This is a genomic window from Amorphus suaedae (assembly GCF_053629675.1).
Genome location: NZ_JBRJIT010000002.1, coordinates 729172 through 742177, shown reverse-complemented (window position 1 = coordinate 742177; position 13006 = coordinate 729172). Strand labels below are relative to the sequence as shown.

The window sequence follows — 13006 nt, the reverse complement described above, 5'->3', positions numbered from 1 at the left end:
CGGCCGCGACCTTCACATCGTACCGGGGAAGCTGGGAGAGACCCGATGGAACTGATGGGCATGACGATCACGCTGCTGGTGATCGTGGTCGTTCTGTTCCTGGCCGAACGAAGGTTCCCCGTTTCCGTCGACCGCTTCGAGGAAAACGTCATCGCCATCCTGATGGCGGCGATCACCTTGATTTCCTTCGTCCAGGTGATCGCCCGCTACGGCTTCAACTCCGGCTGGCAGGGCGCCCTGGAGGCCACGCGCATCCTGTTTGCCTGGCTGATCCTGTTCGGCATGTCCTATGGCGTGAAGACCGGTATCCACCTCGGGGTCGACGCCATCATCCGGAGCTTTCCCCGCCGCCTGTTCAAGGCCGCCGCGCTGTTCGGCGCGTTCGCGACCTTCGTCTACGCGATGCTGCTGCTGTATTCCGGCTGGCTCGCGTGGCTCGGCGCCGACGTCTCGACCAACTGGCGCCAGAGCGGCGCCATCGGCTACTGGACCTTCATGTACGATCGCGGCACCGGCCTCGACGAGCTGCGCTATCCGCTCTGGATGCAGGAGGCCTTCGGGCTGCAGGACCGCGTCCAGCGCTGGGTCGCCTATCTGATGCTGCCGGTCGGGCTGGCGCTGCTCGCGTTCCGCTCGCTCCAGGCCATGGTGCAGATCGCCCAGGGCCGGCGCGAGCTGATCGTCGCCGGGCACGAGGCGGAAGACCTCGTCGCGGAAAACCGCAACGCGGTCCGGGACTGAGCCGGCCATGGAAACGCTCTTTCTCTTCATCGTTCTCTTCGCGCTCCTGTTCCTGGGCGTGCCTGTGGCGATCTCGCTCGGGCTGGCGTCGGTTCTGACCATCGCGCTCCACTCCAACGATTCGATGAGTTCGGTGGCGCTGCAGCTCTTCACCGCCAGCCAGAACTACACGCTGCTCGCCATCCCCTTCTTCATCCTGGCGTCGGCCTTCATGTCGACCGGCGGGGTCGCGCGCCGCATCATACGCCTGGCGATCGCCACCATCGGCCATTTGCGGGGCGGCCTGGCGATGGCTTCGGTGCTGGCCTGCATGCTGTTTGCCGCCCTGTCCGGCTCGTCGCCGGCCACGGTCGTTGCGATCGGCACGATCGCCATCGCCGGGATGCGCCAGGTCGGCTACTCGAAGGAGTTCGCCGCCGGCGTGATCGCAAACGCCGGCACGCTCGGCATCCTGATCCCGCCGTCGATCGTGATGGTGGTCTACGCCGCCGCCGTGAACGTCTCCGTCGGGCGCATGTTCCTGGCGGGGATTCTGCCCGGCCTCGTCGCGGGACTGATGCTGATGATCGCCATCTACATCGTTGCGCGCTGGCGCAACCTGCCGGCGGAGGAGTGGAAGGGCTTTCGCGAGATCATCGAGGGCGGCAAGGAGGCCGGATGGGGCGTCTTCCTCATCGTCATCATCCTCGGCGGCATCTATGGAGGCGTGTTCACTCCCACCGAGGCCGCCGCAGTCGCCGCCGTCTACTCCGCCTTCATTGCCCTCTTCGTCTACCGCGACATGGGCCCGCTCAAGGGCGTCCCGTGGATCCTGCCGCACCGCGACCGACGCGAGCGCATCGGATTCAAGGCCATGGTCTACGCGGTGGGCTTCCTGTTCGTGTGGCTCATTCTCTCCTTCTTCGCCATGGGCGAGGCTGGAGAGACGACGATCGGCCTTCGCGCCGTGGTGGGCCTCGCGGGCGTCGTCCTGATCCTGATCGCCTACCCGCTCTGGCGCGGCGAAGGCGGGATCGCGGCCGTGCCGGGCTCACTCGTCCGGGGGCTTTCGATCTGGGGGCGCAACCTGAAGGCCATCGGCCTCGGCTTCTTCCCGGCGCTGGTCCATCAGGACACGCGCAAGGTGATGGTCGATGCTTCGAAGACAACGGTGATGCTGATGTTCATCATCGTCAACGCGCTCCTGTTCGCCCATACCCTGACGTCGGAGCGCATTCCCGATGCGATCACCGAGCTTCTGCTGAGCTACGGCTTCAACTGGTTTACCTTCCTGATCGCCATCAACATCCTGCTTCTGATCGGCGGCCAGTTCATGGAGCCGTCGGGCCTGCTCCTGATCGTCGCACCGGTGGTGTTCCCGATCGCCATGGAGCTGGGCATCGACCCGATCCATCTCGGCATCATCATGGTGGTGAACATGGAGATCGGCATGATCACCCCGCCGATCGGGCTGAACCTGTTCGTGACCTCCGGCATCACGGGGATGAGCCTGGTCCAGGTGGTCAGGGCCGCGGCCCCGTTCGTCGCCGTGCTCTTCGTGTTCCTGATCATCGTCACCTACGCGCCGTTCCTGTCCACGGCGATCCCGAACGCCCTGATGGGGCCGGAAATCGTGGCGCGCTGAGGCGGCCCGCGAAGCGGTACGCGCACCGACCCGCGTGAGGGCGGGACGATCTACCCCGGCAGGTCGTCGCCGACGCTCATCAGCGAGGCGTTGCCGCCGGCGGCCGTGGTGTTGATGGAGATCACCCGTTCCGCAGCGAAGCGGGGGAGGTAGCGCGGCCCGCCGGCCTTCGGCCCGGTGCCCGACAGCCCCTCGCCGCCGAACGGCTGCACGCCGACCACCGCGCCGATCATGTTGCGGTTGACGTAGAGATTGCCGGCGTGGCTGCGCCGGCGCAGCCATTCCACCGTGGTGTCGATGCGGGTGTGCAGGCCCATGGTGAGGCCGAAGCCGGTGGCGTTGATGGCGTCCATCACCTGGTCGAGCCGCTCGGCCTTGTAGCGGATCACGTGCAGCACCGGCCCGAACACCTCCTTCTTCAGCATGTCCAGCGAGGCGATCTCGAAGGCGACGGGGGCGACGAAGGTGCCGCGCTCCATGGCCGGCGTGGCGGGGGCGCGGGCGATCAGCTTCGCCTCGGCCTCCATGCGGGCGATGTGGGCGTCGAGGGCGTCCTTGGCCTCACGGTCGATCACCGGGCCGATGTCGGTGGCGAGCTCCGACGGATCGCCGACGGAGAGCTCCGCCATGGCGCCCTTCAGCATGCGGATGGTGCGCTCGGCCACGTCCTCCTGCACGAACAGCACGCGGGCGGCCGAGCAGCGCTGTCCGGCCGACTGGAAGGCGGAAGCGCAGAGGTCGACCACCACCTGCTCGGGCAGCGCGGTGGAATCGACGATCATGGCGTTCTGGCCGCCGGTCTCGGCGATCAGCGGCACGATCGCCCCGTCGCGGGCCGCCAACGCCCGATTGATGATGTGGGCGGTGTCGACCGAGCCGGTGAAGGCCACGCCGGAGACGCGGGTGTCGGGCAGCAGCGCGCCGCCGATCGCAGCCCCGTCGCCCGGCAGCAGGTGCAGCGCCTCCACCGGGATGCCGGCCAGGTGGAGCAGTTCCACCGCGCGGGCGGCGACCAGCGGCGTCTGTTCGGCCGGCTTGGCGAGCACGGCGTTGCCGGCGGCGAGCGCCGCCGACACCTGGCCGGTGAAAATCGCCAAGGGGAAATTCCACGGCGAGATGCACAGGAAGACCCCGCGGCCGGCGAGCCAGTATTCGTCGCGTTCGCCGGTCGGTCCGGGCAGCGCCTCGGCCTCGGCAAAGTCGAGGCGCGCGCGGTGCGCGTAGTAGCGCAGGAAATCCACCGCCTCGCGCACTTCCGCCAGCGCGTCGGCCATCGTCTTGCCGGCCTCGCGCACGCAGAGCGCGCACAGGTCGGCAAGGTTGGCCTCGTAGAGGTCGGCCGCCTTCTCGAGCACCTCGGCGCGGCGCCCGGCCGGTGTCGCGTTCCACGCCGGGAAGGCGCGGTGCGCCCGCTCCAGCGCGTTCTCGGCGAGCTCCGGCGTGGCGTCCACCACGGTTCCGATCACCCGGCTGTGGTCGGCGGGGTCGACCACGTCGCGCGCCTCGCCCTCTTCCAGCACGCCGCCGATGCACGGCCGGCCGTGCCACGGCGTGGCGGCGTGCGCCTCCATCGCCTCGGCCACCGGCGCCAGCGTGGCGGGATCGGTCAGGTCGAGGCCCCGCGAGTTGCGCCGGGTCTCGCCGTAGAGGTTCGCCGGCAGCGGAATGTTGGGGTTCGGGTAGGAAACCAGCCCGCGGGCCTGGGCGACGGGATCGGCGACGATGGCGTCGATCGGCAGCTTCTCGTCCTGGATGCGGTTGACGAACGAGGAGTTGGCGCCGTTTTCCAGGAGCCGGCGGACGAGGTAGGCGAGCAGGTCCTCGTGGGTGCCGACGGGCGCGTAGATACGGCACGGCCGGTCCATCGCGTCCTTGCCGACGATCTGCTCGTAGAGCGCGCCGCCCATGCCGTGCAGCCGCTGGAACTCGAAGTCGGTGCGGTTGCCGGCAAGCTCCAGGATGGTCGCCACGGTGTGGGCGTTGTGGGTGGCGAACTGCGGGTAGAAGGCGCTCCCCGCCGCCAGCAGCTTGCGGGCGCAGGCGATGTAGGAGACGTCGGTCAGCACCTTGCGGGTGAACACCGGGTAGCCGTCGAGCCCGCGCTCCTGGGCCCACTTGATCTCGCTGTCCCAGTAGGCGCCCTTGACCAGGCGCACGCAGAGCCGGCGGTCGGCGCGTTTGGCGAGGCCCTCCAGCCAGTCGATGAGCGCCAGGCAGCGCTTCTGGTAGGCCTGGATGGCGAGCCCGTAGCCGTCCCAGCCCTTCAGCCGGGCGTCCATGGCCACCGCCTCGACGACGTCGAGGGAGAGGTCGAGCCGGTCGGCCTCCTCGGCATCCACGGTGAAGCCGATGTCGGCCTCCTTCGCCATCACGGCGAGGTCGGCCAGCCGCGGCACCAGCTCGGCCATCACCCGGTCGCGCTTGGCGAACTCGTAGCGCGGGTGCAGCGCCGACAGCTTGACCGAGATCCCCGGCGCCTCGGTCCCGGAGCGGCCCTTGCTCGCCTTGCCGATGGCGCGGATGGCGTTGGCGTAGGCCTCGCAGTAGCGGTCGGCGTCGGCCATGGTGCGCGCCGCCTCGCCGAGCATGTCGTAGGAGTGGCGGTAGCCGTCCTCCTCCGCCTCGCGGGCGTTGGACAGCGCCTCCTTGATGGTGCGGCCCATGACGAACTGCCGGCCGAGAATGCGCATCGCCTCGCGCACCGCGCGGCGGATGACGGGCTCGCCGGCGCGGTGGATCAGCCGGCCGAGGACGGCGCGCGCGTCGCGGCCCTCGTTGTCGTCGAGCCGGGCGACCCGGCCCGTCAGCATCAGCCCCCAGGTGGAGGCGTTGACGAAGAAGGAATCCGACTTGCCGAGGTGGTTCTCCCACTCCGCCGTGCCGATCTTGTCCTCGATCAGCCGGTCCAGCGTGTGGGAGTCCGGCACCCGCAGCATCGCCTCGGCGAGGCACATCAGAACGACGCCCTCCTTTGAGGACAGCTCGTATTCGTGCATGAAGGCATCGATGCCGCCGCGTCCCACCCGGCCGGACCGCACGCCGCGCACCAGCGCGCGCGCCTGCTCGGAGATGCGGTCGACCTGATCCGCCGGGAGGGTCGCGGCATCGATCAGACGGCGGGCGATCTTCGTCTCGTCCGCGCGAATGTCCGCGCGCAGGCGCTGGCGCAACGGATCTGTCTCAGCAAGCGAGGTGTCGAACAGCATGGAAGCTCCCGGGAAGACGGAACGGAGATCGGGGGTCGCCGGCCCATGGTGTCCGGTTGAACCCGCCGACGCAATCCGCAGTTGCGCCCGCCCCTCGGGGCGCTTCGACGCGCCGGGACGACCGTCCTCATGACGAAGATCGTCACCGTCCTGATCGTGCTGGCGATGATCGCCCAGGCGATCCGTCCGTTCGGTCTCCCCGGCTTCCGCAAACGCGCCGACGCCTGGAAGCTCGTCCTCGTCGGTATCGCGCTGGTGCTGGTCACGGCGCTGATCCGGCCGGAATAGGGCGGGGTCCGCGCAGATCAGCCGGCGAACCATTGCGCGGAACGCGCGTTACGTCGGCCTCGGAACACCGCCCAAGGAGCGACGAGACCTTCATGCTCGAGTGGATCGCAGCACACAGCACGGCCCTGAACGTCATCACCAACCTGACGATGCTGCTGGTGTGGTTCGTCTACCTGCACCTGATCCTGATGGCCTATCTGCGTCAGCGAAAGCCGCGCATCCTGATCAACCGCGCGGCCGGCGTCGGCATGAAGGCTCACTGCCTTATCAGCAACATGAGCAAGGAGCCGATCTACCTGCAGAGCATTCTCGCGGTGCTGAAGACCCGGGACCGAAGCTGGATGATGGCCGTCACCGACGTGGAAGACCTCGACGAGGACGCCGACCAGCCCAGCGGGGCCGGCGCAACGAACCAGGGGCCGCTCTGTCAGGGCGACTACAAGGATATCGGCACCCTTGGCGACCTCGTCCGCCGCACGCGCGAGACGACCGACCTGCCAAACCGGGACGATCATCCCGCCGAGGTCTTCACGTCGTTCGAGCTGATCGTCGTGGCGGCGCACAGCTCGGACTCGCTGGTGATCGGCGCGAAGCGCGTCTTTCACTTCGATGCGTCCCCCGAGGGCGACCGCATCTACCCCGCCACCGTCGAGACACGCCAGATTTCCTCGCCGTGGGAGCGCCGACGCCTGCGCGACATTCTGGGTCAGCACCTGTAATGCGATCGGTCGCGGCCCTTGCCGGTCCGCCTCTGCCGGTCTTTCCGGACCTGCGCAATCTACTGGAGTTCGCGCCGGATCCCGTCGAAGGCGGCGTCCATCACCTAGAGGGACTCGGCGTCCGAGCACTGGGGAAACTTCGTCTGGAAATTCCGGACGAACGTCGCCGGCTGCTCCTGGCTGTTCTCGAATTTCTCGATGCCCGCGAGGATCTCTTCCTTGCTCGCGGTCTGGTGGCTCATCCCGAACGACGCCGCGGTCGTCGCCTCCATCGCGCGCGACAGGGCAGCGACGTCACAGCCGTCGGCCGCCGCCGCGGCCGGACCAGAAGCCACGATGATCCCCGCGAGAACCCGGGACACGAAACCGGTCGCGCGCATGCCTGCCCCCTTGTGCCGACGGCGGAATCTACCACCGCCGCCCGGCGGGCAAAAGACGCGCGGCCGGGGCCGGTTCAGCCCGGCTTGGCGACCGAGGCGTGCCACGGCGTCAGCCAACCGCGCAGGCTGGAGATGACCGTGTAGAGCGACAGTCCGATCAGCGTGAGCAGCACGATCACCGCGAAGAGATCGGGCACCCGGAGCTCCTGCAGCATGGCGACCGCCAGGTAGCCGAGGCCCTCGTTGCCGCCGATGAACTCGCCGACGATCGCCCCGATCATCGACATCACCACCGCGACCTCGCAGCCCGCGAGAATGACCGGCAGGGCCGTTGGCAGGTCCAGGAACAGGAACCGTTGCGCCGGCCGCGCCTGCAGCATGGTGAAGACGTCGAGGTCGCCCGGCTCGATCGAGCGGAACGCGATCAGCGCATTGGAGAACACCGGAAAGAAGGACAGCGCCGCCGCGATCACGATCTTGGATTCCAGGCCGAAGCCGAACCATAGGATGAACAGCGGCGCGAGCGCGATCTTCGGGATAAGTTGGAAGCAGACGATGAACGGCTTCACCGCCCACTCCAGCATGCGCAGGCGCGCCAGCGCCAGGCCGAGGACGATCCCCAGCGTCACCGCGATGACGAACCCGGACACGGCCTCGATGACGGTGACCCAGGCGTGGTGCCAGACCTTCGCCTCGCCGACCAGCGCGACGAACGCCGTGACGATCTCGAGCGGGGTGGGGAGGATGAACGCCGACACGTCCGCCATCCGCACGTAGAGCGTCCAGAGGACCAGGAACCCGACGACGGTGGCGGTCGGCAGCGCGATCTTCAGAAAGCGTTCGTTGCGCATCAGTGCGCCCCCGTCAGGCCGGACCTGAGATGGGTCAGCATGTCCTGGAACTCCGGCGTCTGCTGCAGGTCGAGCGTGCGCGGCCGCGCGAAGGGGATTTCGACAACCTCGGTGATGCGCGCCGGGCGGGCGGCCAGCACCACGACGCGGTCGGACAGGAACGCCGCCTCGTTGATGGAATGGGTGACGAGGATGGTCGTCACCTGCGCCTTCGCGCAGACCGACATCAGCTCGAGGTTGAGGGTGTCGCGGGTCATGGCGTCGAGCGCGCCGAACGGCTCGTCGAGGAGCAGCACCTGCGGCTGGGTGACCAGCGCACGGGCCAGCGAGGCGCGCTGGCGCATGCCGCCCGACAGCGACGACGGCCGCACGCCCTCGAAGCCCTTGAGGCCGACGGTTTCGCAGAGGACGTGGGCTCGCTCCAGGCGCTCGGCCTTGCCGACGCCCTGCAGACGCAACGGCAGGGCGACGTTCTCGGCGACGGTGAACCAGGGAAACAGGCGCGCTTCCTGGAACATCATCGCCACCGGCCGGGTCGCCTCGGCGGAGCGCCGGCCGTCGGTCCAGACCGGGCGGCCGCGCACGATGACCTCGCCCTCGGACGGGCTTTCCAGCCCGGCGATGATGCGCAGCAGCGTGGTCTTGCCGCAGCCCGAGGGCCCGAGCAGCGATACGAAGTCGCCGCGCGGCATGTCGAGGGTGGCGTGTCCGATCGCCTGGACCGCCCCCTCGCCTTCGCCGAACGTCTTGCCGACACCCAGCAGGCGAATGTCGGCAACGTCCTCCTGGATCATCCCTTCAGGGCCTGATCGAGCAGGTCGTTGGTGTAGAGGTCCGTGGCCGCGACCTCCTTGTCGATCAGCCCGGTCTTGAACAGCGTCGCGGCGGCGTGCTCCCAGACCGAAGGCACGTTGCGCAGGATGTTGTCGTTGCCCTTGGAGGCCCAGTTCTCGGAATTGGCGCGCAGGTCCTTCTGGGCCGTTTCGATGTTCGACAGGCCGTTGACGTCAAATGCGTCGCCGATGGTCTTGAGGATCGGCGTCAAGTCGTCGGCCTCGACGATCTCCAGCGCCGACTTGTGGGTCGCCTTGAGGAAGGCGACGAACTTGTCGGGATGGGCCTCGACCTCGTCGGGGCGCGCCACGTAGACCTGACCGGGCATCCCGTCGTCCATCGGGATCGCCACGACGTCGTCGCGGCTCGAGCTGGCGGTGACCATCGAGGAGGTGTTGCCGATGAAGGCACCCGCGCGGCCCGCCTCGATCAGGGCGTAGGAGGCGGCCGAATCCGCGACCTTCACCTTGTTCACGGTGTCGGGCGAGACGTCGGCGCCGGTCAGCATCAGGTCGAGGGTGGCTTCCATCGATCCGCCGAGGCTCGCCATGCCGACGGTGCGGCCCTCGACGTCGGCGACCGCCTTCACAGGATCGGCGCTCGACGAGATGAGGAAGAAGGGCGACAGCTGGGCGATGGTGGCGATCGCCGTCAGCGGGGCGTCGTTGTTGACCCGGGAGACGATGTAGTTGGTGCCGCCGGTGCGGCCGGAATCCATCTGCTTGGCGATGGTCATCTGGGCGGCGAGCGCGGCGCCCTTGCCGGACTGGATGTTCATCTCCAGCCCTTCCGCCTTGTAGTAGCCGGCAGCGGCGGCATAGAGCACCGGCGCGAAGGCCAGCGAGAACGAGAACGGGGTGATGAAGTTGAACGTCGTCGCCGCCCGCGCGCCGAGCGGGAACGACAGAAGCACGGCCCCGCCAACGGCCGACTGCATGAAACTGCGCCTGGTGAAATCCATCAACCCGCCTCCTGTTCGAATTTGAACTTTATGTTCGCAGAAATGCTAGCATTGGCGCCGCATCGCTGCAATCCGGGCGGCAGGACCGTAATCGCGCCGCCTCACAACAAGCGCCGAGATGAGCGTCCCCTGTCCACTCCGCTTTGCGCGCAGATGGCCAGACGCTCAACTGAAGATCGGTGATGGCCCGCCAGGCGCGGCCCGGCGCGCACGGCTGCAGCCTGCGCGGCGGGCGGCGCAGGCTGCGAATACGGCGAGCCCTTCAGGAGACCGCGCGCCGGACGCTCCGATCAGGCCGCGCGATGGCAGGCGTCGGAGATCGCCCGGATGTGGCGATGGTCGGTTCCGCAGCAGCCTCCGAGGACGTTGATCTGGGGAAACCGCTCGCGCAGCTGCCGGTAGAGGGCGCCGAGTTCGGCCGGGTCGCCCGCGTCGAGCGCCTCCGCCTCGTCGAGTTCGGCGTGGCTCATGCGGGAGGCATTGGCGCGGATGCCCCTGATGCGCTCCACCCATGCGCCATCGAGCACGTCGGCGAAATGATCGGGATGGGCGCAGTTGATCATGTAGTAGGCGGGCGCATTGCCGGTCGCCGCGTCGACGGCCGCGATCGCGTCTCCCAGCGGCTCGCCGGAAGGAAGCGTACCGTCGGTCTCCACCGTGAAGGAAATCGCCACCGGCATCCCGGCCGACCGCGCGGCATTGGCCACACCGATCGCCTCGTTGACGTTCGTCATGGTGATGGCCGTCACCATGTCGGCCCCCGCCTCGGCATAGGTCATGATCTGCGGGGCGTGATAGGCCTCGGCGTCCGCCGGCTGCATGATCCGTCCCGGATCGTAGCCGTCGCCGCGGGGACCGATGCAGCCGCTGACCACGACGGGGGTGTCCTCGGCCTCGAACTCCGCGCGCAGATCCTGCAGCATCCCGATCGCCGCACGGTTGGCAGCCTCCAGATCGCCGATGGTCCAGCCAAGCTTCGCCGCCCAGTCGGGGCTGGCACGCCAGGTCGCGCTTTCGAGGATGAAACCCGTTCCCGACTGCTTCGCGATGGACGCATGCCTGCGGAAATAGTCGGCGACGGCCGCCCTGCCGGCCTCCTCCGTCAGCAGCGGAAACACTGCGAAAAAGGGCAGATCGAAGCCATCGTGAAAGATAAGCGTCGTCTCGATCCCGCCGTCGGTCAGAAACAGCCCGCCCTCCAGCTGCGGCAGGCGATCGCGATATTTTGCCATGGAAGCCCCCTCCCCGGTTGGCCGGCGTCAATGTGGTTGTGAACTGAAGCTGCCCGAACGCGCGCCGCGGTCTTCGGTGACCCGGCGGGCATCGCACCCGTCAACGGCGGGTCGGCGCAATCAGAAGTTTACCGAACGACCTCTTTCGCGGCAAGCAAGATCGTTGTCATCGGCAACATTTTCAGCCGTGGGAGCGCGCGCCGGGCGAGCACCCAGGCGCGCCGCAGCGCCTCCTCCCCTCGCGTGGCCGTCACGCGCTGTTGAGCACCGCGAACGCGGTCGGGCTGGTATCACCGTGGGCGACGCAACCGCAGGCATCTCTTCGCGCCTGCGTGCGGGGGACATCGCCGTGACACCCAGCACCACGCTCACCCGGGATGCCGGCCGCGGCCCCGCGGTGCTCGCGGCCTTGGCGGCCCTGTGTCTCATCGCAGTGGCCGGCGCGCTCGCGGGCGGATGGCGGCTTGCCGCCGCGGCCGCCATTGGAGGCGCAGCCGGCGTTGCGCTCTATCACGCAGCCTTCGGGTTCGCGTCCTCATGGCGCTTCGTCGTCCGCGACCGGCGCGGCGAGGGCGTTCGCGCCCAGGCGCTCATGATCGTCGCCACCGCCGCGGTGTCGTTTCCGCTGCTCGCTTACGGCACCGCCGTCGGCCTGCCGGCGTCGGGCTACGTGTTCCCGTTCGGCGTGGCGACCGCCATCGGCGCCTTCCTGTTCGGCCTCGGCATGCAGTTCGGCGCGGGCTGCGGGTCCGGCACGCTGTTTGCCGTCGGCGGCGGCTCCACGCGGATGCTGATCACGCTGGCGGCCTTCGTCGCCGGCTCGTTTCTGGCGACCGCCCACCTGTCCGCCTGGCACGCGCTGCCGGCGTTTCCCGCCATCAGCCTGGTGACCCTGTGGGGGCCGCTTCCGGCCTTCCTTGCGACCGCGGCGGCGCTCGCGGCGATCTCCGGCGCGACCCTGCTGCGGGAACGGCCCGGCCCCAAGCACCCGTCGCGCCCCATGGGGTTCGTGCTGTCCGGGCCGTGGTCCACGACCGTCGGAGCGCTGGCGCTCGCCGGCGTCGGCATCTCGACCTTCCTCGTTCTGGGCCGGCCGTGGGGCATCACCTCGGGCTTCACCCTGTGGGGCGGCAAGATCGCCCACGCACTCGGCGTGCCCATCGAGACGTGGCCCTACTGGTCGGGCCAGATGGACGCGGTGGAGCGTTCGGTGTTCGCCGACGCGACCTCGGTGATGGATTTCGCGGTCATCGCCGGCGCGATGCTGGCGGCGGGCCTTGCCGGACGGTTCGCGCCGACGCTCAGGATCGCGCCGCGCGACATCGCCACCGCGCTCGCCGGCGGCCTGATGATGGGCTACGGCGCCCGCCTCGCCTTCGGCTGCAACATCGGCGGCCTCGTCGGCGGCATCGTCTCGGGCAGCCTGCACGGCTGGGGATGGCTGGTCTTCGGCTTCCTCGGCTCCACCGCCGGAACCTACGCGCGCGCCGGCCTCGGCATCGACCCGCCGGTGCCGGCCCGACCGACAAGAAGAGCACCATGACCCGACCCTTCGCTGCCGCCTGCGGCCTCGCCGTTGCCGCGATGATCGCCACGGCGCTTGCCGCCAACGCCGCCGACCCCGGCATCGCCCCGCGCCAGGGCTGGGTGGTGATCGACACCGACAGGCGCTTCGACGACCTTGTGGAGCGCACCCGAACCGCCGTGACCGATGCCAAGATGGGGCTGGTCACGCAGGCCAGCGCGTCGGACGGCGCGAAGGGCCAGGGCATCACCATTCCCGGCAATCGAGTGATCGGCGTCTACCGCAACGACTACGCCCGGCGCATGCTGGCGGCGAACGTCGCCGCCGGCATCGAGGCGCCGATCCGCTTCTACCTGACCGAGAACGCCGACGGCACGGCGACCCTCTCCTACAAGACGCCGAGCTTCGTGTTCGCCCCCTATGCCGACGAAGGCGGAGCGGACCTTGCGGCACTCGCCGCGGAACTGGACGCTGTGTTCGCGGGCATCGCCGAGGCCGCGACGGGCGCGGACCTCCCCCGATAGCGAGATGGCCGGCGTTGACACCTCCACCGCCGGACCTGTCACTATGGGTCCGGGCCGACCGGACATGACCACGTGGGGGAAACGATGGGCGGATCACAAGCGACCGGCGCGCGGGGGCGAT

The 13006-nt window shown here is 68.9% G+C and carries 12 protein-coding genes; 6 read left to right on the top strand and 6 right to left on the bottom strand.

Annotated features, from left to right (window positions below; genetic code table 11):
• Positions 1 to 45: 45 nt before the first annotated feature.
• Together AB7M35_RS17170 and AB7M35_RS17165 are read left to right on the top strand one after the other, a co-directional pair.
• Complete coding sequence (locus AB7M35_RS17170) at positions 46 to 741, top strand: TRAP transporter small permease (protein ID WP_453961583.1); 696 nt, start codon at positions 46 to 48, stop codon at positions 739 to 741.
• 7 nt (positions 742 to 748) lie between these two features.
• Entirely contained in the window at positions 749 to 2365 is a 1617-nt protein-coding gene (locus AB7M35_RS17165; RefSeq protein WP_453961582.1) for a TRAP transporter large permease, read from the top strand.
• 50 nt (positions 2366 to 2415) lie between these two features.
• Here AB7M35_RS17165 and putA read toward each other — a convergent pair whose 3' ends face one another.
• A complete protein-coding gene (gene putA, locus AB7M35_RS17160) occupies positions 2416 to 5571 on the bottom strand; it encodes a bifunctional proline dehydrogenase/L-glutamate gamma-semialdehyde dehydrogenase PutA (RefSeq protein WP_453961581.1) in 3156 nt (1051 codons plus the stop codon).
• A gap of 129 nt (positions 5572 to 5700) precedes the next feature.
• Here putA and AB7M35_RS17155 point away from each other — a divergent pair, with 129 nt between their 5' ends.
• Both AB7M35_RS17155 and AB7M35_RS17150 read left to right on the top strand, forming a co-directional pair.
• Positions 5701 to 5859 (top strand): hypothetical protein, encoded by a 159-nt coding sequence (locus AB7M35_RS17155; protein WP_453961580.1) that lies wholly within the window; start codon positions 5701 to 5703, stop codon positions 5857 to 5859.
• 92 nt (positions 5860 to 5951) lie between these two features.
• The gene (locus AB7M35_RS17150; protein WP_453961579.1) at positions 5952 to 6578 is read left to right on the top strand and encodes a hypothetical protein; all 627 of its coding nucleotides are present in this window, start codon (positions 5952 to 5954) and stop codon (positions 6576 to 6578) included.
• 104 nt (positions 6579 to 6682) lie between these two features.
• On the opposite strand, the gene AB7M35_RS17145 is transcribed toward AB7M35_RS17150, so the two are convergent.
• The 5 genes from AB7M35_RS17145 to AB7M35_RS17125 form a co-directional block, all read right to left on the bottom strand.
• Entirely contained in the window at positions 6683 to 6958 is a 276-nt protein-coding gene (locus AB7M35_RS17145) for a hypothetical protein (protein ID WP_453961578.1), read from the bottom strand.
• 74 nt (positions 6959 to 7032) lie between these two features.
• A complete protein-coding gene (locus tag AB7M35_RS17140; RefSeq protein WP_453961577.1) occupies positions 7033 to 7809 on the bottom strand; it encodes an ABC transporter permease in 777 nt (258 codons plus the stop codon).
• Positions 7809 to 8603 (bottom strand): ABC transporter ATP-binding protein, encoded by a 795-nt coding sequence (locus AB7M35_RS17135; RefSeq protein ID WP_453961576.1) that lies wholly within the window; start codon positions 8601 to 8603, stop codon positions 7809 to 7811. The genes AB7M35_RS17140 and AB7M35_RS17135 overlap by 1 nt, the downstream gene beginning before the upstream one ends.
• Entirely contained in the window at positions 8600 to 9604 is a 1005-nt protein-coding gene (locus AB7M35_RS17130) for an ABC transporter substrate-binding protein (protein WP_453961575.1), read from the bottom strand. The genes AB7M35_RS17135 and AB7M35_RS17130 overlap by 4 nt, the downstream gene beginning before the upstream one ends.
• A 290-nt stretch (positions 9605 to 9894) precedes the next feature.
• A complete protein-coding gene (locus AB7M35_RS17125) occupies positions 9895 to 10836 on the bottom strand; it encodes a homocysteine S-methyltransferase family protein (protein ID WP_453961574.1) in 942 nt (313 codons plus the stop codon).
• 349 nt (positions 10837 to 11185) lie between these two features.
• Between AB7M35_RS17125 and AB7M35_RS17120 the strand changes: the two genes are divergently transcribed.
• Together AB7M35_RS17120 and AB7M35_RS17115 are read left to right on the top strand one after the other, a co-directional pair.
• Positions 11186 to 12379 carry a YeeE/YedE family protein gene (locus AB7M35_RS17120; protein ID WP_453961573.1) on the top strand — a complete coding sequence of 398 codons (1194 nt, stop codon included), beginning with the start codon at positions 11186 to 11188 and terminating at the stop codon, positions 12377 to 12379.
• Complete coding sequence (locus tag AB7M35_RS17115; protein ID WP_453961572.1) at positions 12376 to 12885, top strand: DUF302 domain-containing protein; 510 nt, start codon at positions 12376 to 12378, stop codon at positions 12883 to 12885. The genes AB7M35_RS17120 and AB7M35_RS17115 overlap by 4 nt, the downstream gene beginning before the upstream one ends.
• The last annotated feature ends 121 nt before the right edge of the window (positions 12886 to 13006 follow it).

Coding starts and splice junctions, on each gene's coding strand:
- AB7M35_RS17145 (WP_453961578.1), bottom strand. CDS start 6,958: ATGCGCGCGACCGGTTTCGTGTCCCGGGTTCTCGCGGGGATCATCGTG.
- AB7M35_RS17170 (WP_453961583.1), top strand. CDS start 46: ATGGAACTGATGGGCATGACGATCACGCTGCTGGTGATCGTGGTCGTT.
- AB7M35_RS17125 (WP_453961574.1), bottom strand. CDS start 10,836: ATGGCAAAATATCGCGATCGCCTGCCGCAGCTGGAGGGCGGGCTGTTT.
- AB7M35_RS17155 (WP_453961580.1), top strand. CDS start 5,701: ATGACGAAGATCGTCACCGTCCTGATCGTGCTGGCGATGATCGCCCAG.
- AB7M35_RS17140 (WP_453961577.1), bottom strand. CDS start 7,809: ATGCGCAACGAACGCTTTCTGAAGATCGCGCTGCCGACCGCCACCGTC.
- AB7M35_RS17135 (WP_453961576.1), bottom strand. CDS start 8,603: ATGATCCAGGAGGACGTTGCCGACATTCGCCTGCTGGGTGTCGGCAAG.
- AB7M35_RS17115 (WP_453961572.1), top strand. CDS start 12,376: ATGACCCGACCCTTCGCTGCCGCCTGCGGCCTCGCCGTTGCCGCGATG.
- putA (WP_453961581.1), bottom strand. CDS start 5,571: ATGCTGTTCGACACCTCGCTTGCTGAGACAGATCCGTTGCGCCAGCGC.
- AB7M35_RS17165 (WP_453961582.1), top strand. CDS start 749: ATGGAAACGCTCTTTCTCTTCATCGTTCTCTTCGCGCTCCTGTTCCTG.
- AB7M35_RS17130 (WP_453961575.1), bottom strand. CDS start 9,604: ATGGATTTCACCAGGCGCAGTTTCATGCAGTCGGCCGTTGGCGGGGCC.
- AB7M35_RS17150 (WP_453961579.1), top strand. CDS start 5,952: ATGCTCGAGTGGATCGCAGCACACAGCACGGCCCTGAACGTCATCACC.